Source organism: Sorangium sp. So ce119 (assembly GCF_051524405.1).
Classification (GTDB): domain Bacteria; phylum Myxococcota_A; class Polyangia; order Polyangiales; family Polyangiaceae; genus Sorangium; species Sorangium cellulosum_G.
In genome coordinates this window covers 709,045-732,108 of record NZ_CP150311.1, presented here as the reverse complement: position 1 = coordinate 732,108, position 23,064 = coordinate 709,045, and the positions used below count along the sequence as shown (strand labels likewise).

General features: G+C 73.3%; 19 protein-coding genes. 11 read left to right on the top strand and 8 right to left on the bottom strand.

Annotated features, from left to right (window positions below):
* Positions 1-8 precede the first annotated feature (8 nt).
* The 3 genes from WME76_RS47120 to WME76_RS47110 all read right to left on the bottom strand — a co-directional run bounded on the left by WME76_RS47120 (position 9) and on the right by WME76_RS47110 (position 2,225).
* On the bottom strand, positions 9-872 hold the full coding sequence (locus tag WME76_RS47120; protein ID WP_437962760.1) for an SDR family oxidoreductase: 864 nt from the start codon (positions 870-872) through the stop codon (positions 9-11).
* Positions 873-989: 117 nt separating this feature from the next.
* Positions 990-1,796: an SDR family NAD(P)-dependent oxidoreductase gene (locus tag WME76_RS47115; protein WP_437962759.1), complete on the bottom strand. Its 807-nt coding sequence runs from the start codon at positions 1,794-1,796 to the stop codon at positions 990-992.
* 132 nt (positions 1,797-1,928) lie between these two features.
* Complete coding sequence (locus WME76_RS47110) at positions 1,929-2,225, bottom strand: hypothetical protein (RefSeq protein WP_437962758.1); 297 nt, start codon at positions 2,223-2,225, stop codon at positions 1,929-1,931.
* Positions 2,226-2,663: 438 nt separating this feature from the next.
* Here WME76_RS47110 and WME76_RS47105 point away from each other — a divergent pair, with 438 nt between their 5' ends.
* The 6 genes from WME76_RS47105 (at position 2,664) to WME76_RS47080 (ending at position 10,835) form a co-directional block, all read left to right on the top strand.
* Entirely contained in the window at positions 2,664-4,937 is a 2,274-nt protein-coding gene (locus WME76_RS47105; protein WP_437962757.1) for a heparinase II/III domain-containing protein, read from the top strand.
* A 1-nt stretch (position 4,938) separates the two neighbouring features.
* Positions 4,939-6,171, top strand: a complete 1,233-nt coding sequence (locus WME76_RS47100; RefSeq protein WP_437962756.1) for a glycoside hydrolase family 88/105 protein — start codon at positions 4,939-4,941, stop codon at positions 6,169-6,171.
* A 290-nt stretch (positions 6,172-6,461) separates the two neighbouring features.
* Entirely contained in the window at positions 6,462-7,247 is a 786-nt protein-coding gene (locus WME76_RS47095; RefSeq protein ID WP_437962755.1) for an ABC transporter ATP-binding protein, read from the top strand.
* Positions 7,244-8,368 (top strand): efflux RND transporter periplasmic adaptor subunit, encoded by a 1,125-nt coding sequence (locus tag WME76_RS47090; RefSeq protein ID WP_437962754.1) that lies wholly within the window; start codon positions 7,244-7,246, stop codon positions 8,366-8,368. The genes WME76_RS47095 and WME76_RS47090 overlap by 4 nt, the downstream gene beginning before the upstream one ends.
* The gene (locus WME76_RS47085; protein ID WP_437962753.1) at positions 8,365-9,591 is read left to right on the top strand and encodes an ABC transporter permease; all 1,227 of its coding nucleotides are present in this window, start codon (positions 8,365-8,367) and stop codon (positions 9,589-9,591) included. Before WME76_RS47090 ends, WME76_RS47085 begins: the two co-directional genes overlap by 4 nt.
* Positions 9,588-10,835: an ABC transporter permease gene (locus WME76_RS47080; RefSeq protein ID WP_437962752.1), complete on the top strand. Its 1,248-nt coding sequence runs from the start codon at positions 9,588-9,590 to the stop codon at positions 10,833-10,835. The genes WME76_RS47085 and WME76_RS47080 overlap by 4 nt, the downstream gene beginning before the upstream one ends.
* Positions 10,836-10,875: 40 nt before the next feature.
* On the opposite strand, the gene WME76_RS47075 is transcribed toward WME76_RS47080, so the two are convergent.
* The 3 genes from WME76_RS47075 to WME76_RS47065 form a co-directional block, all read right to left on the bottom strand.
* On the bottom strand, positions 10,876-12,162 hold the full coding sequence (locus WME76_RS47075; protein WP_437962751.1) for an MFS transporter: 1,287 nt from the start codon (positions 12,160-12,162) through the stop codon (positions 10,876-10,878).
* A 234-nt stretch (positions 12,163-12,396) separates the two neighbouring features.
* Entirely contained in the window at positions 12,397-12,792 is a 396-nt protein-coding gene (locus WME76_RS47070; RefSeq protein WP_437962750.1) for a PAS domain-containing protein, read from the bottom strand.
* A gap of 124 nt (positions 12,793-12,916) precedes the next feature.
* Positions 12,917-13,387: an N-acetyltransferase family protein gene (locus WME76_RS47065; protein ID WP_437962749.1), complete on the bottom strand. Its 471-nt coding sequence runs from the start codon at positions 13,385-13,387 to the stop codon at positions 12,917-12,919.
* 89 nt (positions 13,388-13,476) lie between these two features.
* Here WME76_RS47065 and WME76_RS47060 point away from each other — a divergent pair, with 89 nt between their 5' ends.
* Complete coding sequence (locus WME76_RS47060) at positions 13,477-14,160, top strand: YqiA/YcfP family alpha/beta fold hydrolase (protein ID WP_437962748.1); 684 nt, start codon at positions 13,477-13,479, stop codon at positions 14,158-14,160.
* A gap of 262 nt (positions 14,161-14,422) precedes the next feature.
* The gene (locus WME76_RS47055) at positions 14,423-15,214 is read left to right on the top strand and encodes an alpha/beta fold hydrolase (protein WP_437962747.1); all 792 of its coding nucleotides are present in this window, start codon (positions 14,423-14,425) and stop codon (positions 15,212-15,214) included.
* 131 nt (positions 15,215-15,345) lie between these two features.
* Here WME76_RS47055 and WME76_RS47050 read toward each other — a convergent pair whose 3' ends face one another.
* Positions 15,346-15,993 carry a hypothetical protein gene (locus WME76_RS47050; protein WP_437962746.1) on the bottom strand — a complete coding sequence of 216 codons (648 nt, stop codon included), beginning with the start codon at positions 15,991-15,993 and terminating at the stop codon, positions 15,346-15,348.
* Positions 15,994-16,191: 198 nt separating this feature from the next.
* Here WME76_RS47050 and WME76_RS47045 point away from each other — a divergent pair, with 198 nt between their 5' ends.
* Genes WME76_RS47045 through WME76_RS47035 form a run of 3 tightly spaced genes read left to right on the top strand, consistent with a single transcriptional unit; the run spans position 16,192 to position 20,724 of the window.
* Positions 16,192-17,682, top strand: coding sequence for a protein kinase domain-containing protein (locus WME76_RS47045; RefSeq protein ID WP_437962745.1), 1,491 nt, complete (start codon positions 16,192-16,194; stop codon positions 17,680-17,682).
* A 55-nt stretch (positions 17,683-17,737) separates the two neighbouring features.
* Positions 17,738-18,835, top strand: coding sequence for a PEGA domain-containing protein (locus tag WME76_RS47040; RefSeq protein ID WP_437962744.1), 1,098 nt, complete (start codon positions 17,738-17,740; stop codon positions 18,833-18,835).
* Complete coding sequence (locus WME76_RS47035; RefSeq protein ID WP_437962743.1) at positions 18,832-20,724, top strand: hypothetical protein; 1,893 nt, start codon at positions 18,832-18,834, stop codon at positions 20,722-20,724. The genes WME76_RS47040 and WME76_RS47035 overlap by 4 nt, the downstream gene beginning before the upstream one ends.
* On the opposite strand, the gene WME76_RS47030 is transcribed toward WME76_RS47035, so the two are convergent.
* Positions 20,642-23,002, bottom strand: coding sequence for a kelch repeat-containing protein (locus tag WME76_RS47030; protein WP_437962742.1), 2,361 nt, complete (start codon positions 23,000-23,002; stop codon positions 20,642-20,644). The genes WME76_RS47035 and WME76_RS47030 overlap by 83 nt on opposite strands.
* Positions 23,003-23,064: the final 62 nt, after the last annotated feature.

Here is a 23,064-nt window from a genome sequence, read left to right as displayed (position 1 = left end):
CGGCCCCTTCAGCTCGCGCTCTCCGGAGCGGCGCCCGGCGCGCCCTCCGGCCCGGGGCCCTCCGGCTCGGGGATCACCCAGATGTCGCCCCAGAGCGGCTGTCCGCCGTCGATGCCATAGACAGCGCCGGTGATGAAGTCGTTCTGGTCGCTCGCGAGGAAGACGATGAGCCGCGAGACCTCCTCCGGCGTGCCGGTGCGCTTGAGCGGGGTGGCGCGCCGCGCGAGCTCCAGGAGCTCGTCGCCGTACTGCGCGGTGCCGCTCGACCGGATGTTGTTGCCCGGCGCGACCGCGTTGACGCGGATGCCGAGCGCCGCCCACTCGACGGCGAGCGATCGGGTCAGGTTCTCGACCCCGGCGCGCGCGGCGCCCGTGTGCGCCATGCCCGGGAACCCGCGGGCGACGGACGCGGTGACGTTCACGACGCGGCCGCGCCGCGCCGGGATCATCGCCCGCCGCGCGACCTCGCGCGTCATGAAGAAGGTGCCGTTCAGGTTGTTGCGAACGACCGCCTCCCAGCCCTTCGGGGTCATGTCCGCGGCCGGGCTCGGGAACTGGCCCCCGGCGTTGTTCACGAGCACGTCGACGCGGCCGAAGCGATCCAGGACCTGGCCGACGAAGGCGGCGATCTGCTCCGGCTCGCGGATATCGCAGGGCGCGGCGAGCACCTGGTCGCCGGGGATCCCGTCCGTCTCCAGCGCCTTCGCCGCGGCCTCGAGCTTGTCGGGCTTGCGGCCGCAGACAGCGACCTTCGCGCCGAGGTGCGCGAGCTCGCGGGCGCACGCGAGGCCGATCCCGCTGCCCCCGCCGGTGACGATGGCGACCTGATCTGCGAAGAGTCCTCGGGCGAAGATCGAGCGCACCTGGGTCACGCCCCGCGTTTACAACGGGTCACGTGGCGGCGCCACCAAGCTGCAAGCCCGGCCGGGGCGCGCCCGGCGCCGTCGCGACGGGATCGCGCCCCGGATCGGCGGCGCGGCGCGCTCCGGTCAGAGGTGACGCGTCAGCCGGGGCAGAACCCTCTCGTGGAGCAGCTCGGGGATCGCCCGCTTCGCCCGCCAGAACCAGCGCCCGTCGCGGTGCGGCACGGCGTAGAGGCGGCCGGCGTCGACCGCCTCGATCGCGCGCCGCGCCACGTAATCGGCCTGGAGCCCCTCGCGCCCCATCAGCTTCTCGGCGATCTCCCTCATCTTCGCGTCGACGCCGCGCGCGCGCTCGATGATCTGCGTCCTGAAGAAGGTCGGGCACAGCACCGTGACGCCGACGCCGTGCGGGGCGAGCTCCAGCTTCATCGTCTCGGAGAGGGCGACGACGCCGGCCTTGGTCACGCAGTAGGGGGCGAGCCCGGCCACGGAGATGAAGCCGGCGGCGGAGGCGATGTTCAGGAAATGCCCGCGCTTCTGCTCCTTGAAGCGCGGCGCGAACGCGTGGCACCCGTGGATGACGCCCCAGAGGTTGACGCCCATGACCCACGACCAGTCCTCGAGGGAGGCCTCGCCGACCTGCCCGCCGGCGCAGACGCCCGCGTTGTTCACGACGAGATCGACGCCGCCGAGCGCGCGATCGGCCTCGCCCACGAGCGCCGCGACGTCGTCGCTCCGGCTCACGTCGCAGCGGACGGTGTGCGCCTCGCCCCCGGCGGCGGCGACGAGGCGCGCTGTCTCCCGGGAGCCCTCGTCATCGAGGTCGGCGAGGAGCAGCTTCGCCTGACGGCCCGCGAGCTCGAGGGCGAGCGCGCGACCGAGGCCCGAGGCGGCGCCGGTGATGACGGCGCGGGGTTGCTTGGGGAGGGACATGAGATCGCGCATACCACGGCGGCGGCCGCCTCGATCCGGCCGGCAGCGGAAAACAGCAAGGCGCCAGGCACGCCGAGGGATCTGAGATCCCCCGGCGTACTCGGCGCCTTGTCCGTTCCACCAGCGCTCGCGCTAGGCGCTCCCGCGCGTGCCTCCCTGCTGGCGACCGCCGCTCAGCCGCTGCCCGAGGAGGTGCTTCGCGCGCTCCGCTAGCCGGAGCTCCTCCTGACGCACCTCGTTGAAGAAGGTGGCGAGCTCCTGGTCGCCCTGCTTCTGCGCGTCCTGAACGTACTGCGAGTAGGTCTCCGCGCCCTGGAGAGCATGGTAGAGCACGCTGACCAGGTTGTAGTCCTTGTCGGGGATAACGCTGGTCTCGCTGCGGCCCTGCTGTCCCTGCGTGCCTGCTCCCTGCTTCTGCTCGTTCGCCATTCCAAACCTCCTCGATTCCCCCCAGCGGCGCCCGGGCATTGCAAGGGGGAGGCCGCACCACGGAACGGCCCAACGCGCCGACGATTCCACGCTTGCGGTGCGGCCGCGCCGCGCCGCGCGTCGCGATTTGCCCCAGCAGGCGGACGCTCGCGCAGGATTGCACCAGCTCAGGCGGCCTCGGCCCTGACGCCCGGCGCGCCGCGGCGCGCTCGACGCGGGCCGCGCCGGTGCGCCCCGCGATCTCTTGCTCAGCTCGCCCGACGCAACGGGATCGCCGCTCCGGACGTCAGAGGCGTGATGGCGCCGGGACTGCGTGATGGACGGGCGCGAGGTGATCGCCCCCACGCCCGCGAGACGTCGAGCAGACCCGCGTCGGCGCGAGCTGATACGCTGCCCAGCGCGTCGGCTCCTCCCTTGCCGCCCTCACTCGGTCCCTCCATGCGCTCACGGCTTCACCGCTCGCCTCTCCCGATCTCCCCTCTCCACCGGACGCTCGCGACGCTCGCGACGCTCGCGGCGCTCGCGCTCGCGACCTCCGCCTGCGGCGCGGACGGCGCCGGGCCGAGCGAGCCGCGGGACACCGGCGTCCATCCGCGGCTGCTCGCGCGCCCGGAGCACCGCGAGCTCCTGCGCTCGCGCGTCGATCGCGAGCCCTACGCCTCGATCCTCGAGACCCTGAAGCGCCGCGCCGAGCGCGCGTATGCAGAGGAGCCCGACCCCGGCTCGTGGGACCACCTGGCGAACGGCGACAACGCCTCGACCGCGCAGGCGAACGCCCTCCTCGCCTGGGCCTTTGACGATCGGGCGGCGGCCGACAAGGCGCGCGAGTTCCTGCGCCGCCTCGAGACCGACTGGGACACGAACACCGTCCTCGATATCAACATCCGGATGGCGAAGACCTTGATGGGATACACGAACGCCTGGGATCTCCTCAGCGCGACCCCGTGGCTCCCGGCGGACGAGTCGATCGAGGCCGAGCGCAAGATCACCGAGATCACCGGCCAGCTCTTCGCCAGGTACGTCGAGCAAGACTTCTATCGCGATCTCCTGCTCCGCCCCGCGCAGAACAACCACCCGATCCGGACCGCCGACGCGATCGCCTATGCGGCGCTCGCGTTCCCCGGGCACCCGGCGGCCGGGACGTGGTGGAACTGGTCGATCTCCGAGCTCGACTACCTCTGGGGCGAGAACGGCCAGTACGTGCAGCCCGACGGCGGCGTCTCCGAGGGCCCGTACTACTCCGGGTTTGCCTGGGGGCCGACAGCGGCGCTCTTCATCGCGCTGGACAACGCCCTCGATGGGTCCCTGTCGTTCGCGCGCGACTGCCGCACCCGCTCCGACGAGGACCCCTGGACGGGGCACGGCTGCGTCGACGGCGAACAGGCCACGTTCGAGCCCCCGCTGCGCGGCGGGCTCTTCACGAAGGCGGTCGACTGGTCGCTCACGCTGCGGCTCCCCTGGGGCAACCGTCCTCCGCTCGACGACGGCGTGTTCACCCCGTTCAACGGGAGCTCGCTGCTCACCTCCTTCGGCGGCAGCGGGGCCCATCGCTGGGACTGGGAGCAGAACCGCGAGAGCCCCCACAGCATGGAGTTCGGCATCGACCTCATCGCCCACCACCTCGTCTACGTCGACGACGCGGTGGCCGCCGAGGCGCCGCCGCAGCTCACGCGCTTCTTCCCCGACGCGGGCAACGCGGTGTTCCGCTCGGACTGGGGCGAGGAGGCGCGCTGGCTCCTGCTCGTCGCCGAGCACGGCTCGGCGCGCAAGGCGGTCCACGACCACGTGGACGGCACGTCGTTCTCGCTCGCCGCCTACGGAGAATACCTGTTGATCGACCCCGGCTATTACAAGCCCGACGCGCTCGACAACGCGAAGACAAGCCAGTCGCCGTCGCACAACGTGGTCCTCATCGACGGCAGGTCCGCGCCCGACAAGGGGCTCTTCAACAACTTCGGCGACGCGGACGCCTGGATCCGGAACACCCATGACGGCGACGCGGTCGAGTACGCCGAGGCGCACCAGGACTACCAGGACACGCACGTCGAGCGCTCCGTCGCCTTCGTCGACGGCCGCTACTTCGTCGTCGGCGATCGCCTCGCGACGACGCACCCGGCGGCCCGCGCGCACGCGTGGCGGCTGCACGGCTACGCGGGGCTCACCTCCGGCGGCACCTTCGAGCGCCTCGCCGACGGCGCGCGCTGGGAGCGGACGCGGGCGGGGGTCGAGGTGCGCGTGCAGTCCACGGCGCCTGGGCTCGAGGTCGTGGAGCCGCCGTACACGCCCCTCGCCGCGCCGCACGTGCACGAGTTCGAGCAGGACCGGAAGGCCGCCGACCACGCCGTCATCGACGCGGCCGTCGCGGCCGAGGCGCCGGGGTTCCTGGCGGTGCTCCTGCCGTACAAGGTCGGCGCGGACGCCGGTCCGGACGCGCCCCTCGAGGCGGCGCCGCTCGATGCGGCGCCCGGCGTTGTCGCGTGGCAGATCGAGGGCGACGGCTGGACGGACGTCGCGGTCCTGAGGAGCCAGGGCGCGCCGGGGGAGGTGACGCTGCCCGGCGGGCAGGTCCTCGAGACCGACGCCGAGTTCGTGGTGCTGCGGATCGAGGGCGAGCGGCCGTTCGCGCTGATGGCCCGGGGCACGCAGGTGCTCGTCGACGGCGCCCCCCGGGTCACCGCGCCCGACGCGACGGGCGTCGCCGTGGAGGAGTGAGATGCGGATCGCAGCCCCTCATGCCCCGCCCGCGCTGTCGTCGCGCCTCCGCGCGCTGGCGTCGCGCCCCCGCGCGCTGCTCGCCGTCGCGGCCGCCGCGAGCGCCTTCGCGGCCATGGGCTGCTCGGGCGACCCGGCCGGCTCCGGGGCGTGCACCCCGACCCCGCCGTCCGCGGGCGACGCCTTCGCGCTCGAGCGCGCCCCCGGCTCCGAGAGCGTCGCGCTGGCGCGCGCCGTCGCCGACCGCTGGATCGCCGAGCACCCGGCCGAGTCGCTCCCGTGGGACTGGGGCGAGGGCACGGTCATGCTCGCGCTTGTCGACCTCTACCGGGTCACGCAGCACGTCCCGTACCGCGACTACTACCGGCGCTACATCGACCATCACCTCGAGTACGGCTACGAGATCACGATCAGCGACCGCTGCCCGCCCGCCGTCGCCGCGCTCGCGCTCCACGAGGAGACGTGCGCGGCGCCCTACGGCGCGATCGTCGACGACGCGCTCCGCTACCTCGACGAGGAGGCGCGCCGGACCGAGCAGGGCGGCATCAGCCACCTCGGCGTGTCGCCGCTGTTCGAGCCCACGCTCTGGGTCGACTCGCTGTTCATGTTCGGCAACGTGCTCGTCCGCGCCGGCGAGCGCTCCGGCGACGCGCGGCCGCTCGACGAATTCTCCAATCAATTCCAGATATTCGCCTCGCTCCTCCAGGACGAGCCGGGGCTCTTCCGGCACGCGTACAACTGGGCGGCGCCCCAGGACCCGGACGTGTACTGGGCGCGCGGCAACGCCTGGGTCACGGCGGCCGGCTACGAGTACCTGCGCGTGCGCGCGGCGCGCGGCGAGCGCGACGAGGCGGTGGCCGGGGCGCTCGACCGGCAGGTCGCGGCGGTGCTCGACGCGCAGGACCCGGACACCGGCCTGTGGTGGACGATCATGAACCGCCCCGGCGAGATCTACCTGGAGACGAGCGCGACGGCCCTCTTCGCCGCCGGGCTCGCGCGCGGCCTGCGCCACGGCTTCCTCGACGCCTCGGTGCGCCCCGCGATCGACAGCGCCCTGGCCGGCGTGCGCTCGCGCATCGAGACGGATGGGTCGGGCCGCCCCGTCGTCACCGGCATCTCCGGGCCCACGTCGGTCGGCAAGCTCGAGGACTACGCGGCGGTCGAGCTCCGCGACGACATCTCGTACGGCGTCGGGGCCGTCATCCTGGCGCTCGTCGAGACGTCGGGCCTGTAGCGCCGCGCCTCGTCGCCCGCGGTGCCGCGCCTCGTCGCCCGCGGCGCCGCGCCTCGTCGCCCGCGGAGCCGCGCCTCGTCCGGTCCTCCGGTCGCGGCGCCCGTGCGCTGCGGTTGCTTCGGTGCCGCGCTTCGCTTACGCCTCGGCTCGTCCGCCGGCTGCCGCGGTGCGCTGTCCGGCGCGGCATCAACGACCCGCCCCGAACGTTCAGGTGCGCGTCGCGCGAACCGGGATCATGCGTACGCTGGCCGCCGTCGCGGGCAGCGCGACGGCCACCGCCCCAGAACCCCATGGCTCCACTCGTGAAGCTCGAGGCGATCACCAAGACCTACTGGATGGGCGAGGTGGAGGTGCAGGCGCTCCGCGGGGTCTCCCTGGAGCTCTCCCGGGGCGAGATGGTCGCCATCATGGGCGCCTCGGGGTCGGGCAAGTCGACGACCCTCAACGTCATCGGCACGCTCGACAGGCCCACCGGCGGCCGGTACCTCCTCGACGACGAGCCGGTCGAGGAGCTCGACGAGGTCGAGCTCGCGCGGCTCCGCAACCGGAAGATCGGGTTCGTCTTCCAGTCGTTCAACCTCCTGCCGCGCGACAGCGCCCTCGCCAACGTCGAGCTGCCCATGGTCTACGCCGGCGTCCGCCCGTCCGAGCGGCGGGAGCGGGCCGCGCGCGCCCTCGCCCGCGTCGGCCTCGACGACCGCGCGCACCACCTCCCGAACCAGCTCTCGGGCGGCCAGCAGCAGCGCGTCGCCATCGCCCGCGCCATCGTCAACGAGCCGCCGCTCCTCCTCGCGGACGAGCCGACCGGCGCGCTCGACTCCGCCACCACCCGGCAGGTCATGGAGCTCTTCTGCGCCCTGCACGCGCAGGGGATGACGGTCATCGTCGTCACCCACGACCCGTCCATCGCCGCCTACGCCACCCGCGTCATCACCTTCCGCGACGGCGCCATCGTCGAGGACACCGGCCCCCGCGGGCGGCGCGCCGAGGTGCCGGCGCCGCAGCCCGACCCGGCGCCGCCGTCCGGCCCGCCGTCGCCGCCCGGCCCGCCGGCGCAGCCCGGAGGTGCCTCGTGAGCGCCCGGCCGCGGCGGCGGCGGCTCTGGGCGTGGCTCGTCGGCGCCCTGGCGCTCGCCGGGGTGGGCGCCGGCGCCGTCGCGCTGACCCGCGGCGGCCCCCCGCCCATCGACCCCGCGCTCGTCGTGAGCGCCAGGCGCGGTGACCTCGCGGTCGAGATCCTCGAGACAGGGCGCATCGAGGCCCGCGAGAAGGTCGAGCTGAAGTCCAAGGTCGCCGGCCAGGTCGCCGAGGTGCTCGCCGACGAGGGCGCCCGGGTCGCCAAGGATCAGCTCCTGCTCGTGCTCGACCCCACCGACTACGAGCGCGAGGTCGCCCGCGCCGAGGCCGAGCTCGCCCAGGCCAGGGCCGCCGCGGGCTACGCCCAGCGCGTCGTCACGCGGCGGTCCGCCGGCGTCGAGGCCAGCGTCATCCCGTCGGAGGAGCTCGACCTCGCGAAGCACGAGCTCGCCGCGAAGCAGATCGCCGTCCGGCTCGGCGAGGTCGCGCTGAACGCCGCGAAGGACCGGCTCCGGTACACGAAGATCTCCTCGCCCCTCGACGGCACCGTGATCCAGCGCAACATCGAGCCCGGCGAGGTCGTGACCCCGGGCGTCGAGTCGACCTTCGACGGCAAGGCGCTGCTCACCGTGGCCGACCTCTCGACGCTCATCGTGAAGGTCGACCTCAACCAGATCGACGTCGCCAAGGTCGCGCTCGGCCAGCCGGCGACGCTGACGCTCGACGCCCTGCCCGGCAAGACGTACACGGCCAAGGTCACCAAGATCGCGCCCGCCTCGGTGAAGCTCGAGGACCGCCAGGTCGACGTCTTCCCCGTCGAGGCCGAGCTCCTCCAGGTCGACGAGCTCATCAAGCCCGGCATGACCGCCGACGTGCGCATCCGGCTCGACAGCCGGCCGGGCGTCGTCTCCCTGCCGATCGAGGCCGTCACCGAGGAGAGCGGCAAGCAGATGGTCACGCGCGTCGTCGACGGGCCCGACGGCAAGCAGACCACCGAGAAGGTCGAGGTCGCGCTCGGCGCCCGCAACGACCGCGAGGTCGAGGTCAAGAGCGGCGTCGAGGAGGGGGCCCGCGTGCTCATCAACCCGCCCTCGGCGGCCGAGAACGAGACCAAGATGTGAGGTGGGCCGTCTACCTCGCGATCGCCGCGAAGGCGCTCACGGCGCACAAGCTGCGGTCGCTGCTCACCGTCCTCAGCATCACCCTCGGCGCCTTCGCCATCGTGCTCATGACCTCGCTCGCCGAGGGCGGCCTGCTCACGCTGAGCCGCGGCATCGAGGACCTCGGCGGGGCGCGGCTCATCCTCATCGTCCCGAAGGTGCCGGAGCGCGCCGAGCGCAAGAAGTCGATGTACGTCACCGGCTTCACCCGCAGGGACCGCGACCGGCTCGCGCTCGGCGTCCCGCACGTCGCCGAGCACACGATGTACGCCATGCTCGGCTCGCGCGACGTGACCTCCGACGAGGGCAAGGAGGACCGCACCGACCTCGTCGCCGCCGACAGCAGCTTCCTCCGCGCCTTCCGGATGCGCGTCGGCCGCGGCCGCGCGTTCACCGACGACGAGGACCGCCGCCGCGCCCGGGTCTGCGTCGCCGGCCCCAAGCTCGCCTCGCGGCTCTGGCGCGGCGACCCGATCGGCCGCTGGGTCACGGTCGGCTCCCTGCGCTGCCGCGTCATCGGCGTGCTGGCCGAGAGCGATCGCCTGGGCGTCAACTTCGGCTTCAACTGGGTCGATCTCCTCGTCACGCCGATCGACACCGCCGCCGACGTCGAGCCGACCGTGAGCACCTCGGCGGTCGTCGTCATCAAGACCGACGACCCCCGCAACAACGACCCGGTGAAGCGCATCCTCAACGCGCTCCTGGTCGAGCGCCACCACGGCGTCGACGACTTCACCCTCCTCGATTTCAGCAGCATCATGAAGCAGTTCGAGTCCATGTTCGCGATCATGAAGGCGATCGTCGGCCTCATCGCGGGCGTCGCGCTGCTCATCGGCGGCGTCGGCGTGATGAACATGATGCTCGTCAGCGTGTCCGAGCGCGTGCGCGAGATCGGCATCCGCAAGGCGCTCGGCGCGGCGCCGCGCGACATCAGCGCGCAGTTCCTGTGCGAGGCGGCGCTGCTCTCCGGCTTCGGCGGCCTGCTCGGCGTCCTCGGCGGCGGGCTCACGGCCGAGCTCGCCTCGGCGGTCATCCGCCGCTTCACCCCGGGCTGGGTCGGCGCGGTCTCGGTATCGGCCGTCGTCGCGGCGCTCGTCGTCTCCTCCGGCGTGGGGGTCGTCTTCGGGTGGCTGCCGGCGCGGCGCGCGGGCCGGCTCGACCCGGTGGCGGCGATGCGGCGATGAGGCTCGGCGACCTCCTCCACTCGGCGCGCGCCGTCGTGGCCGACCGCACCCGCGCCGCGCTCACGCTGCTCGGCATCATCATCGGCACCGGCTCGATCGTGCTCCTCGCCTCGCTCCTCGCGGGCGGCGAGGAGGCGCTCCTCCGGGCGAGCCAGCAGGCCGTCGAGGCCGATCTCATCCAGATCCACCCCGCCGAGGTGAGCATCCAGGACCGGCGCCGCACCCGGCGCGACCTCTCGCGGGCGGACGCCCGCGCGCTCGACGCGTCGCGCGCCCTCGGCGGCGCCTCGTCCATGAGCGAGTCGCTGCGCGCGACCGAGGCCCGCGCCGGCGACAAGAAGAAGCGGATCTCGCTGGTGAGCGCCGCGCCCGCGGCCCCCTCGCTCTACGACCTCGAGCTCGCGGCGGGCCGGTTCCTCACGGAGGACGATCTCGCGGATCGGCGGCGCGTGTGCGTCGTCGGCCACGAGGTCTGGGCCGACCTCTTCGGCGGCCCTCCCTCGCGCGCCGTCGGCGGCGAGGCCCTCCACATGACGGCCGACGGGCACGTGTGGACCGTGATCGGCGTGCTGAAGGACCGGCCCATCCTCGGCTCCACGGACAGCACCAACATCTGGAACCGCAAGGTCCTCGTCCCCGAGACCACCTACGACGCGCTGTTCTCGCCGTCGCACAAGACCGACCGCATCTACGTGCGGCAGGATCCGGTCGTCTCGGTGCGCGCGCCGCTCGCAGCGCTCCGCGGCATCATCGACGCGACGCTCCAGCGACGCCACCACGGGGTCAAGAACTTCAAGATCGAGGACAAGGACAGCCACGGCCAGGAGCAGCTCGTCCTCGACATCATCAAGATGCTGCTGCTCAGCACCGGCGTCGTCGCGCTGATCGTCGGGGGCATCAACATCATGAACATCATGCTGGTGACCGTGACCGAGCGGACGCGGGAGATCGGTATTCGCCGCGCTGTCGGCGCCTCGCCCCGCGCGATCCTGCTGCAGTTCCTGTTCGAGGCGGCGGCCGTCTCGCTGCTCGGCGGCGTGCTCGGCGTGCTCGCCGGCGTGGGCCTCTCCTGGCTCGCCGGCGCGCTGCTCGCGAAGCTGGTCGGCCGCTGGGCCTTCCAGGTCGAGGTCTGGTCGATCGTCCTCGGCCTCGGGCTCTCGGCCACGATCGGCGTCCTGTTCGGCTTCTATCCGGCCTGGCGCGCCGCGCGGCTCGACCCGATCGAGGCGCTCCGCACGGAGTAGCGCCGGTCCTGCGGAGGGGGCGGCGGCGCCGGTCGACAGCTCACGTCGCGGCGGCGGCCTCCGGCGTCGCGGGCCTGTCCACGGTCTCGTCGACGTCGCGCTTCGCGTGCGGGAAGCGGTCCATGCGGCTGAGCACGGGGAAGCCGAGGGCCCACAGCGCCGCGACGACGAGGGTGGCGCTGCCGCCGAGGAAGATGGCGGGGAGCAGGCCGAGCCAGCGGGCGCTGAGCCCGGACTCGAACTCGCCGAGCTCGTTGGACGCGCCGATGAACACGGCGTTGACCGCGCTCACGCGCCCTCGGATGGAGTCCGGCGTCTCGAACTGCACGAGGATGTGGCGGATATAGACGCTCACCATGTCGCCGGCGCCGATGAGGGCGAGGGCGAGGAGCGCGACGGCGACGCTCCGGGTCTGCCCGAGGCCGATGGTGGCGAGCCCGAACACCGCGACGCCGCCGAACATCCAGCGGCCCACGTGCCGCGTGATCGGCCGGAAGGCGAGCACCCCCGCGGTGAGCGCGGCGCCCACGGCCGGCGCCGTGCGGAGCATGCCGAGGCCGGTCGGGCCGGCGTGGAGCACGTCGCGCGCGTACGCGGGCAGGAGCGCGACAGCGCCGCCGAACAGCACGGCGAACAGGTCGAGCGAGATCGCGCCGAGCACCGCGGGCCTCGACCACACGAAGCGCAGCCCCTCCAGCACCGTGCTCCACGACGACGGCTCGGAGCGCCGCTCCTGCCGGGTCGTGCGCGTGAGCCCCATGAGCACGAGGGAGGCGAGGAGCAGCGCCGCGACGACCGCGTAAACGACGGTCGTCCCGGCGAGGTAGAGGAGCCCGCCCAGCGTCGGCCCGACGATGACGGCGACGTGGAAGCTCGACGAGCTGATCGCGACCGCCTTGCCGAAGCTGTCCGCCGGCACGAGGTTCATGAGGATCGCCTGCTGCGCCGGCATCATGAAGGCGCGCGCGCTCCCGAACAGCACGAGCACCGCGAACACGGGCCACACGACGCGCAGCCCCGACAGCGTGAACGCGAGCAGCAGCGCGGAGCAGAGCAGCTCGGCGGCGAGGCCGACCGAGATGATGTGGCGCCTGTCGAACCGGTCCGCCACCTGGCCGGCGAAGAGGATGAGGGCAAAGAAGGGCGCGAACTGGGCGAGCCCGATGAGGCCGAGGTCGAACACGTCGCCGGTGAGCGCGTAGACCTGCCAGCCGATCGCGACGCTCTGCACCTGGACCGCGATCGCGGAGAGCAGCCTGGCCGCGAGGTAGAACGCGAAGCTCCGGTGGCGCAGCACGCCGAGCCCGGTGAGGTTGTTGGAGGACATCTGGAGGCCTGGGGCGACCGTTCACGCAACCGTCGTGCCACGACCCGCGGAGCGCGGGGCCGCCCTGGCGGCGCTGGACGCGCGTTCGTGGAGGAGCACCGGCGGACCGCGCCCGGGGAGGCACGGCCGGCGGCCGCTGCTGCTGTGGCAGCACCCCGTGCTGCTCCGCTGCGCCGCCACGAGCAGGGCCGAGGGGAGGGGTTGGCCTGGCGGCGGCTCAACCCATCTGTCGCCTTAGCCGCGGATGATCACCCAGACCGTGTCGTCTTGCTGGAGCGCGGCCGGCTTGTAGAACAGCGAGACGTCCACGTGCCTTGTCTTGTGAGGGAAGTGAAACACGAAGCCGAAGGTGGCGTTGAGCTCGCGTTGCTCGACCCCGACCAGGAAGCGACCGTAGAACTTCTTCACCCGGCTACAGGGCGCGATGTCGGTGAAGAAATTCTTTCCGACGACTTCATGTCGCTTCCGGCGCGCGTGTCGCTCCTCGTACAGGTTGTAGGAGAGCACCGCGCCTTCCCGGTTCAGCCGGATGATCCCGAAGGGCTGCGCGTCGAGGCCGCTCTCGTCGAGGTTGAAGACGCCGATATCGAACTCGAACTCGCTGGTCCTGCACTGCTCCTGCGCATCCATCAGAAACCCTCCGACCGAGCCTGCCCCTGAGAGCTATTCGCCATCGTAGAGGGCGTCCGCGGGCGATCCTATCCGGCGCGACCGCATCGTGCTGTCGGGGGCTGGTACCTCGCGAGCGAGCTCGTCAGCCGTGCGCGAGCCGGGCGAGCGCCTCGCCGGTGAGGCGGTGGACGGTCCACTCGTCCATCGGCATCGCGCCGAGCCTCCGGTAGAAGCCGATCGCGGGCTCGTTCCAGTCGAGCACGGACCACTCGAACCGCCCGCAGCCGCGCTCCACCGCGAGCTTCGCCAGGTGCACGAGGAGGGCCTTGCCGTGGCCTGCTCCGCGGTGCTCGGGCAGCACGAAGAGGTCTTCGAGGTAGATCCCGGGTTTGCCGAGGAAGGTGGAGAAGCTCTGGAAGAAGAGCGCGAAGCCGACCGCGGTCCCCTCCGCCTCGGCGAGGACGACCTCGGCGGCCGGCCTCGGGCCGAAGAGGTTCGCCTCGAGCTCTCTCTCGTCGAAGACGGCCTCGTGCGCGAGCCGCTCGTACTCGGCGAGCATCCGGATGAGGCGGGCGATGGTCGGGATGTCGGCGGCGGTGGCGGGGCGTATCATGGGCTTTCCTGGCGCTTCATACCGCACCGCCCTCCCCGAGCGGAAGGCGCGTACGCGAGGGCGGGATCGTCCTAGGCTCCCGTACCCGCATGACGACGACAACGCCCTCCGCCGCCGGCCCGCGCTGGCTCTACCTGCACGGCTTCGCCTCGGGCCCGAGCTCGACCAAGGGCGTCCAGATCGCCGCGCACCTCGAGCGGCGCGGCGTCGCCGTCGAGCGGCTCGACCTGCGCGTGCCCTCGTTCGAGCGCCTGCGCCTGAGCGCGATGATCGACGCCGTGAAGCGGGCGATCGGCGGCGAGCGAGACCGCGCCGTGCTGATGGGATCGAGCCTCGGGGGGCTCACCGCGTCCCGCGTCGCCGCGGAGGACGCGCGCGTGTGCGCGCTCGTGCTGCTCGCGCCGGCGTTCCGGATCATGGAGCGATGGCGGCAGCGGCTCGGCGAGGAGGGCTTCCGGGCGTGGGAGGAGCGGGGCTGGCTCGAGGTCGACGACCACGCGGAGAAGCGCCGATCCCGGGTGGATTTCGGCTTCGCCGTCGACGCAGCCGAGGTGGATGATCGCTCGGGGGGCTGGCCCGACGTGCGGGTGCCCACGCTCATCGTCCACGGCGTGCACGACGAGGTCGTGGACGTCGCACTGTCGCGCGAGTTCGCGGCGGGGAAGCGGCATGTCCGCCTCGTCGAGGTGGACGACGGCCACGAGCTCGTGGCCTCGATTCCACGCATCCTCCGCGAGGCGGACGACTTCCTGCGCCCTCTCTTCGGGGGCTGACGGGCGCGCGCTGCGCGGCTCACCTCCCGGCGCTCGCCGTGACGGCCACGCCGACAGATGCTGAGCTTCCGTTCAGCGCAGCGCGTCTCATCTCGTCGCGTTGGCGTCGCCGCACCGCGCCGGATCGGCTGTCCCCTCAACAGCCGAGTCGCATTCTAGGCGTGGAGGGCCAAGCTATCAAGTCAAAACGTTTCCGCTTACAGCTCGTCCGCATCCGACCGCGGATTTCCCGCGGCTCGATCGATCGGAGGAGCGAATGGCGATGGAGACAGCGTCCGTTCATCACCACACCGCGCGCACTGCGTCTGTCAACGGCATCGAGATGGCTTACGAGCTTCGCGGCGAAGGGCCGCCGCTCGTGTTGCTCCACGGCTTCACCGGGTCGAGCGGCGACTGGGCTCACGCGTTCGACCTCGCGGCGCTCGGGCGTGATCACACGGTCATCGCCCCCGACCTGCGCGGGCACGGCCGGTCGACCAACCCGGCCGGCTCCCTCACCATTCGCCAGTGCGCCCTCGACGTCTTCGCCCTCCTCGATTCGCTGGGCGTGAAGACCTTCCGCGCCGTGGGCCTCAGCTTCGGCGCCAAGTGCCTCCTGCACCTCGCCGCGCAGCAGCCGGAGCGCGTCGAGTCGATGGTCCTCGTGTCCGCGACGCCGTACTTCCCCGAGCAGGCCAGGGCGATCATGCGCCACATGACCGACGAGGGCCGGTCGGCCGAGGAATGGGAGGAGATGAGGCGCCGCCACAAGCTCGGCGACGCGCAGATCCGGGCGCTGTGGCGGCAGCCGCGGCTCTTCGCGGCGAGCCACGACGACATGAGCTTCACGCCCCCCCACCTGTCGACCATCACGGCGCGGACGATGATCGTGCACGGCGATCGCGATCCCCTCTATCCGGCCGAGATCGCGCTCGAGATGCACCGCGCCATCCCGCGGTCCTGCCTGTGGCTCCTGCCGGACAGCGGGCACGCCCCCATCTTCGGCGCGTGGAAGGAGCCGTTCGCCCGCGCGACGCTCGCGTTCCTGCGCGGCGAGCAGGGAGAGCAGCGGTGATCCGGGAGTGACGCGTCAGGCTCGATCGAGGCGGATCGGAGCTCCTCGATCCCGGTGTTGCTCACCCGAGCGAGCGAGTCGCCCATCGCCTCTCCGCGACCGGGGGCGGCTCGCCCGGCGGCGGACGCCCATCACTCGGCGCAGCGGGTCGCCACGTAGCGGCCGTTCGGGTCCCTGTCGAGGAGCAGGGAGCCCACGTCGGAGAGCTCGAAGGCGACCGAGGTCGCGTCGATCGCCGTGATGGTGATCCTGCCGAACCCCGTGCCGCCGCCGCCGGTGGTCGCCCCCGCGGTGCTGCAATCCGCGCGAAACGACGTCCCGTAGACCGAGAGATCGCCGCTCGCCGTGTCCACCTCGCCCACGACGAACATCGACGCGGGCATGCGGAGCTCCAGCTCCCACCGGTCGCTGCAGGGCGAGTGCGGGGGGGTCGCGTCGGGATCGCTGCAGGACAGGGCCAGGCTGGAGATACGGAAGGTCACGGTCGAGTCGCCGAAGACGATCGCGTTCGCCCCCGGCGTGGCGCCGCCGGAGGTCGTGGGCGCAGGGCCGGCCGACGTCGTGGGCGCAGGGCCGGCCGACGTCGTGGTCGCAGGGTCGGCCGACGTCGGGGGCCAGGGTCCGACCGAGGTGGTCGTCGCGTCAGGGCCGCTCGTGCTGTCCGCGCCGCCTGCGCCGCCCCCGCCGCCGTCCATGATCACCGCGCCGCCGCAAGCGGCCTGAACGAGCAGCGCGAGCGCGCCTGCCGCCGTCGAGAGGGTTCGAGGGGAGAACATCATGGCCGCAGCGTACCGCCCGCCCGCGTCGATTGTGTGCGGTGCGAGCGCCCGCCCGCGGTCGTGACCGGCCCTGGCGCGGCGCTCCATGCGTCGCGGGGGCCGCCTCTGGACGGGGCGGCGCGCGGGTGTGCTACCATCGACCACCGCAGGCGCGGGTGAGGGCCGCCCGCAGGCCGGCGCGCGCAGCGCGGAGCACGGATGAACGCACCCGTCGTCGAAGGAGATGTGATCGCGGGCAAGTACCGGGTCGATCGCGTCCTGGGCCGGGGCGGCATGGGGATGGTGGTCGCGGCCAGCCACCTGTTTCTTCCGCATCGCGTCGCGATCAAGCTCCTGATCTGCGACGACAGCCCGGCGCTGATGCAGCGGTTCCTGCGCGAGGCGCGCGCGGCGGCGCGCCTCAAGGGCGAGCACGTCGTGCGGGTGCTCGACGTCGGCGAGCTCGGGTCGGGCGTCCCGTACATCGTGATGGAGTACCTGGAGGGCGACGATCTCTCCGAGGTGCTCCGCGCCCGCGGCCCGCTCGGCGTCACGGAGGCGGCCGACTACGTCCTTCAGGCCTGCGTGGCCATGGCCGAGGCGCACGCCGCCGGCATCGTGCACCGCGATCTCAAGCCCGCGAACCTGTTCCTCACGGCGGCGCCCGGCGGGGCGAAGCTCATCAAGGTGCTCGATTTCGGGATCTCGAAGGAGCTGCCGGGCAGCGAGGGCGGCGCCGCCGCGCTGACGCAGACGCGGGAGATGCTCGGCTCGCCCGTGTACATGCCGCCGGAGCAGATGCGGTCGTCGCGCTCGGTCGACGCGCGCTCCGACATCTGGGCGCTCGGGGCGATCCTGTACCGGCTGCTCGTCGGCAGGCCGCCGTTCGAGGCGCTGGCGCTCGCCGAGCTCATCCTCATGGTCGCGAGCGCGGAGCCGGTCCCGCCCAGCGCGCTCAGGAGCGACATCCCGCGGGAGCTCGAGCGGGTGATCCTCCACTGCCTGCAGAAGGATCCGGCGCAGCGGCCGCAGACCGTGGCCGACCTGGCGCTCGCGCTGGTGCCCTTCGCGTCGGCGGGCGGGCAGGAGCGCGCCGACCGCGCCGCGCGGATCCTCGCGGCGCCGCCGGAGCCGTCCCGGCCCGGCGCCGCCGCGTCGACGTCGGGGTCCGGGGCGGACAGCAGCCGGAGCGACACGCCCGGTCCGATGGCGAGCCTCCTGCCCACGACGCGCGTGATCGCGCGCACGCCCGCGCAGCCGGCGCCGCGCCGGACGACCCTCCGGGTGGCGCTCGGCGCGGCCGCGATGGCCTCGTCCGCGCTCGCGATCTGGGCGGCGGTCGCGCTGCGCGACGGCGCGCGCGTGCCGGCAGACCGCCCGGCGCAGCAGGCGGCCGCGGTCGTCCCGCCTGCGCCGGTCCCGCACGACAGCGCGGCCCCGCGGCGCGCGGGGCAGCAGGCGGCAGGCGGCGAGGCGAACCTGCCCATCGCGCCGGAGCCGCAGCCCACGGTCCAGGCGGTCGCGCCGCTGCCGTCGGTCTCCCCGGACCTCACGCCGACCGGTGCGGCGGCGCGACCCGCGCCGGCACCGCAGCCGCGCCGCCGCGCCGCCGCGCCCACGAGCGCGCCGAGCGCGGCGCCGGTGTCTGCGCCCCCGAAGGCGCCGTCGCCGCCCGAAGGCTCGAATCCCTTCGAGCTCCAGCTCAAATGAGATAGGGATCACCGGTCTCCGACCGACGGCACCTCTCTCACCGGACGAGGCATCGATGCGTTCACGTAGGCTGGCGACGCGGCTCGTGTCCGCGGTCGCCCTCTCGGCGCTGGCACCGGCCGCCGGCGCGGCTGCGCAGCCGGCGGCCCCTGCGCCCGCCCAGGGCTCGCCGGCGGCCCCTGCGCCCGCCCAGGGCTCGCCGGCGGCCCCTGCGCCCGCCCAGGGCTCGCCGGCGGCCCCTGCGCCCGCCCAGGGCTCGCCGCCGGCCGAGGCGCCTCCGGCGCCGCTCGCCGACACGCTGACCGGGAAGGCGAGGGACGATTACGAGCTCGGCAAGAGGCTCTTTGGCAATGGCGACTTCGCCAACGCGTTCATCAAGTTCCAGCATGCCTACGAGAGCTCGAAGGACGTGCGTCTCCTCTGGAACATGGTCGTCTGCACCTCCAGGATGCACCGGTACCGGCAGGTCCTCACGCTCGTGGAGAAGCTGAAGCAGGAGGACCGCGGCGTCCTGCTCCCGGCCGACTGGGCGAAGATCGCCGACCTCGAGCGGAGCGCCATGAGCGCTGTCGGCAGCCTGGAGTTCGCGGTCAGCGAGCGCGGCGCGGCGGTGACGATCGACGGCGAGCTGATCGGGAAGACGCCGCTCTCGGGCAAGGTGACCGTCGATTCCGGGACGAGGCGCATCCATGTCGTCAAGCCCGGCTTCAAGGAGCACGTCCGCGTGGAGCGGGTGAGCCCTGGAGACGAGCTGCGCCTCGAGGTCCGGCTGGAGCCGCAGGTCCACGCCGGGAGGCTGTCTGTGCTCGCGTCGCCGGGCGACCGGATCGCGCTCGACGGCAAGCCCGTGGGCCAGGGGCGGTGGGAAGGCGCCGTGCCGAGCGGCCGCCACGCGCTGCGGGTGACGGCGCCGGGGATGGTGCCGTACGAGGCGGAGATCGTGATCCAGGACGAGGCGCTGAGCAGCGTGCGCGTCGGCCTGACGCCGGTCGAGCGGACCGGTGGCGTGCCGGTGTGGGCGTGGCTCACCGGCGCCGCGCTGATCGTCGCGGCGGCCGTGGTGGGAGGCCTCCTGATCAAGCCCGAGACGGCGACGCCGATCGGTGGCTCCCTCGGGGACTCGCGCCCGACCGCGTTCGGAGGCCGCTGGTGAGGCGCTGCTCCTGGTCGTTCCTCGGGTCGACGGCGGCGCTCGCGGTCGCCTCGGCGGGGTGCACGGCGCCGGCCCTGGGGGAGCTCATGGTGGCCGTCCAGACGGACATGGCCGTGCCCAAGGACCTCGATCACATCGAGATGGACGTCCTGTCCGACGGCAACCCCGTCCTCGTCAATGATCTCAAGGAGCTCGGCCCGAACCGCTTCCAGCTCCCCGGGACACGGGGGCTCCTGGTCTCCGAGGACCCGAGCCGGGAGATCCGCATCCGCGTGCGGGCGCTGCTGGGCAAGCGGATCCGCGTGGAGCACACGGTGCTCACGACCGTCCCCGAGGACCGCGTGGCGACGCTCTGGGTGCCGCTGCATTTCCTGTGCAGCCTGGACGCGGAAGGAGGCGAGGCGCGCGAGCCCGACGTTGCGGGCGCATGTCCGGACGACCCCGCGTGCGCCGCCGCGGCGTGCGGGGAGCGCCGCGTGAGCGCGGCGAGCCTGCCCGACTACGCGGAGCAGGACGTCCTGCACCACGCCTGCTTCGAGGCGGCGAAGTGCTTCCAGCGCGTGTCTCCGGTCGAGGACGGCGACCTCGATCCGGCAGACTGCACGATCGCGGCGCGCGACGGCGACGTGAACATCGCGATCGCGACCGAGGGAGACGGCGCTTGCGGCGCTGCCGGGTGTTTCGTGCCGCTCGACGCGGAGAGCGACTTCGGCTGGCGCAGGCGCGACGACGGGCGGATCGCGCTCCCGAAGGCGCTCTGCTCGCCCGGGCGGCTGGCCCGGCTCGGCGTGGTCGTCTCACCGGTCACGCCGTCGTGCCCCCCGAAGCAGATCGCCCAGCCGCTCTGCCCTGCGGACGAGGACCGGCCGGTCGTCCTGGCCGCGCGGCAGCGGAGCCCGATCGCCCTGGCGGTGAGCGAGGGCGGCGTGCTCTGGACCGAGCAAGGCACGTTGAGCGATGAACACGAGGCCCTGGAGCCCAACGTCGACGGCGCCGTGAAGCGGGTCGCGCGCGCGGGCGGCCCGCCGGAGACGATCGCGTCGAAGCAGGCCGTGCCACGCCACCTCGCGCTCGGAGAAGGCGACGAGGTCTTCTGGACGAACCGCGGTGTCGCCGGCGCGGCCGCGACGGCGCTGATGCGGTGGAGCCCTGGCGGCGGCAACGCCAGACCCTGGCTGAACGCGGAGCAACTGGGCCATTCGGGCAGCCTGGAGGCGCTCGCGATGGACGGCGAGAGCCTGTTCTGGACGCAGCTCCCCGACGGCGGTGCGCTCGGGCGCGTGGGCTTCGCGATGCTGGACCCGCGGGACGAGCCGGCTCCCGGGACGCTCGCCGATACCCACCGCGCCAATCGCATGGCCGCGGCGAACAACGTCGTTTGCTGGACCGATATCGGCCAGGACAGCGCCGAGAACGACGCCGCGAACGGCTCGGTCCAGTGCAAGAAGAGAAGCTCCTCCGAGATCGTGAGCGTGGGCGCCGGGGAACGGAAGCCGTACGGGGTCGCGCTCGACGCGGAGAACCCGGCGGAGGTGTTCTGGGTGAACTTCGAGGGCGAGGTCGTGCGGGCCTCGCTGGACGGCGCCACGCGCGATGTGATCTTCCGGGACCTCGACGCGCCCGGCCCGTACGGCATCGCGCTCGACGAGCGCCGGGTTTACTGGACCAACCGTATTCAGGGCACGGTGAACGTGCTGCCCCGCGACGCCCCGCCCGGCAGCGCGTGCCGCTCTGGCGCGTGCACGCTGGCCAGGGGGCAGCTCAACCCGGGGGCGATCGCGGTCGACGGCGACGCGATCTACTGGATCAACGAGGGGTCGCCGGTCGTGGGGTCGACGGGCAGGGCCGACGGCGCCGTCGTGAGGCTCGCCAGGCCGCCGCCGCCATGAGCAGCGCGGCGGCCGCGTTGCCGCCTGGCGCCGCCGCGCCGGCCGCCCTGCAGCCGCAGCCGCCGTCGTCGTCCGTCGCGGGGCCTGAGCCCCCGCCGGAGCCCCCGCCGCCCGCGTGCTCCGCGGGGGCCGTGGGCTCCCCGGCGCCCGCGCCGCCCTGCGACGACGACGATGCCTCCGCCCCGTGAATGCAGGCTCCGGCGATGCACACCCCGCCGTCCTCGCACGGCGCGTTGTCCGCCTTGCTCGGCCAAACACACCTGCGGGTCTCCGGATCGCAGGCGCCTTCCTCGTGGCACGCGTCCGTCGCGGGGCAGGTGATCGCCTCGCCGGCGCAGGTCCCTGCTCCGCAGACGTCTTCCGTGGTGCACGGATCGCCGTCATCGCAGGTCGCGCCGTCGTCGTCCGCCGCGACGCAGCTCCCCCCGACGCAGGCGTAGCGCGTGCACGGCCTGTCGTCGCCGCAGGTCGCCGTGTCGTCGTTGGTGCCGGCGCAGGTGCCCGCGTCGCAGGTGTCGCCGCTCGTGCAGTCGTTGCCGTCGTTGCAGGCATTTCCGGTGAGCAGCGAGCACGCGCCGTCGGCGCTCGCGCCGGCCGCCACCGAGCACGCGTCGCAGGCGCCCCCATCACAGGCCGTGTCGCAGCAGACGCCGTCGACGCAGAACCCGCTCTGGCATTCGCACCGGTCCTCGCACGGCTCGCCGGGCCGGCCCAGGGTGAACCGGTCCACGGCGTTGGACTCCTCGCCTGCGTACTCTCCTCCCGTGATCAGCACCGACCCGTCCTGGTCGATGTACGTCGCCTCGTGGAACCCGCGGGCCGCGCTGAGCGGCGCGATCGTGATCCACCGGTCGTCGTCCGGGTCGTAGAGCTCTGCGTCCGCCGTGGCCGAGCTGCTGTTGAGCCGCCCGCCCGCGACGAGCACGCAGCCGTTCGGAAGCAGCGTCGCCGAGTGCGCGTGACGGGTGCCGTGGGCCTGCATCGGCGCGCCGAGCGAGAAGCTGTTCGTCGGAGGATCGTAGATCTCCGTCAGAGGGGAATACCCGACCACGAGGACGCGCCCATCCGGGAGCAGCGTCGCCGTGTGCATGTACCTTTGCGAGCCCTCCATCATCTCCGGACCCGCGGTCCACGTGTCGCTCGCCGGATCGTACAGCTCGGTGCTCCGCAGCCCTGCGCCGCCGCGATAGCCGCCGACGACGAGTACCTCCCCCGTCTCGAGCAGCGTGGCGGTGTGCAGCGTGCGCGGCTGGAGAAGGTGCTCCACCTCCTCGAGCACGCCGGTGCTCGGGTCGTAGCGGAAGACGGTGTCGTAGACCGCGACGTCATCGCGATCGGCCGCGCCGCCTACGATCAGTACATCTCCTGAGTCTTTCCCGAGCCTTGTCGCGGTGTGGCGGTAGAGGGGGGCGGGCCGAGCCGGATCGAGGGGGTGATCCTGATCGATCGTGCCCTGGACCTCCCAGCTCATGGTGCGCGCGTCGTACACCTCGTACGTGGAGTCCGCCCCGTCTCTGTCCCCGCCGATCATGAGGACGCGGTCGCCGTCGAGCGCGATCGCCGCATGGTCGGTGCGGGCCCGCTCCATGGGGCCCGGCGCGGCCGCCGCAGACCACGCGTTCTCCGCGGGATCGTAGAGCTCGGTGCTGTCGAGGATGACGCCGTACGGATTGACCCCTCCCGTGACGAGCACGCGCGTCCCGAGCAGCGCCGCCGCGTGGTGGCTGCGGCGGGTCGCCGTGGTGGGCGGCGGCGGCGACTGCCACGCCGGGTCGACGAGCACCTGCTCGCCCTCCGCATCGACGAACAGCTCGATCCGCCCCCCGCGCGCCGCGAGCTGCGCGCCCACCTCGCGTCCGCCGGCCGCGTACGCCGCCGGCGCCGTCACCCGGAGCCGCACCGCCCCCGTCGCGTCGGCGATCTCGATCGCCCCGCCCCGCTCCGCCAGCGCGCCGCCCTCGACCTCCCACGCCGCCACGGGCGCCGCGCGCTGCACCGCCGCCGCCTCGAGCAGCAGCCACTCCTCGACGCCCCCCGGCGTCGCGGTCCAGAACGAGGCGCCGCCCGCGCGCCGGTAGGCCACCGCGCGATCCGCGAAGATCGCCTCGCCTTCGGCCCCCACCTCGCGCACGCGGAGCGTCGTGCCCCCGTCGAGCGCGAACACGATCGCGTCGCTCCCGTCGCCGGGCAGCCGCGCCACGGCACTCCCGCGGCGCCCCGCGGCGGCTCGCGCCAGCCCACCGTCGCTGCGAATGAAGCCCGGGCCGACGCTCAGCACGGCGGCCGCCTGGTCTGGAAACGCGCCGCGCAGCACTTCGTCGGGCGGCTGATCGGGCCCGG

What these genes read in the sequence shown, in the direction of transcription:
- WME76_RS47080 (WP_437962752.1), top strand. Translation starts at nt 9,588, where the DNA reads ATGAGGCTCGGCGACCTCCTCCACTCGGCGCGCGCCGTCGTGGCCGAC.
- WME76_RS47070 (WP_437962750.1), bottom strand. Translation starts at nt 12,792, where the DNA reads ATGGATGCGCAGGAGCAGTGCAGGACCAGCGAGTTCGAGTTCGATATC.
- WME76_RS47115 (WP_437962759.1), bottom strand. Translation starts at nt 1,796, where the DNA reads ATGTCCCTCCCCAAGCAACCCCGCGCCGTCATCACCGGCGCCGCCTCG.
- WME76_RS47045 (WP_437962745.1), top strand. Translation starts at nt 16,192, where the DNA reads ATGAACGCACCCGTCGTCGAAGGAGATGTGATCGCGGGCAAGTACCGG.
- WME76_RS47075 (WP_437962751.1), bottom strand. Translation starts at nt 12,162, where the DNA reads ATGTCCTCCAACAACCTCACCGGGCTCGGCGTGCTGCGCCACCGGAGC.
- WME76_RS47105 (WP_437962757.1), top strand. Translation starts at nt 2,664, where the DNA reads ATGCGCTCACGGCTTCACCGCTCGCCTCTCCCGATCTCCCCTCTCCAC.
- WME76_RS47110 (WP_437962758.1), bottom strand. Translation starts at nt 2,225, where the DNA reads ATGGCGAACGAGCAGAAGCAGGGAGCAGGCACGCAGGGACAGCAGGGC.
- WME76_RS47095 (WP_437962755.1), top strand. Translation starts at nt 6,462, where the DNA reads ATGGCTCCACTCGTGAAGCTCGAGGCGATCACCAAGACCTACTGGATG.
- WME76_RS47040 (WP_437962744.1), top strand. Translation starts at nt 17,738, where the DNA reads ATGCGTTCACGTAGGCTGGCGACGCGGCTCGTGTCCGCGGTCGCCCTC.
- WME76_RS47050 (WP_437962746.1), bottom strand. Translation starts at nt 15,993, where the DNA reads ATGATGTTCTCCCCTCGAACCCTCTCGACGGCGGCAGGCGCGCTCGCG.
- WME76_RS47055 (WP_437962747.1), top strand. Translation starts at nt 14,423, where the DNA reads ATGGAGACAGCGTCCGTTCATCACCACACCGCGCGCACTGCGTCTGTC.
- WME76_RS47065 (WP_437962749.1), bottom strand. Translation starts at nt 13,387, where the DNA reads ATGATACGCCCCGCCACCGCCGCCGACATCCCGACCATCGCCCGCCTC.
- WME76_RS47100 (WP_437962756.1), top strand. Translation starts at nt 4,939, where the DNA reads ATGCGGATCGCAGCCCCTCATGCCCCGCCCGCGCTGTCGTCGCGCCTC.
- WME76_RS47060 (WP_437962748.1), top strand. Translation starts at nt 13,477, where the DNA reads ATGACGACGACAACGCCCTCCGCCGCCGGCCCGCGCTGGCTCTACCTG.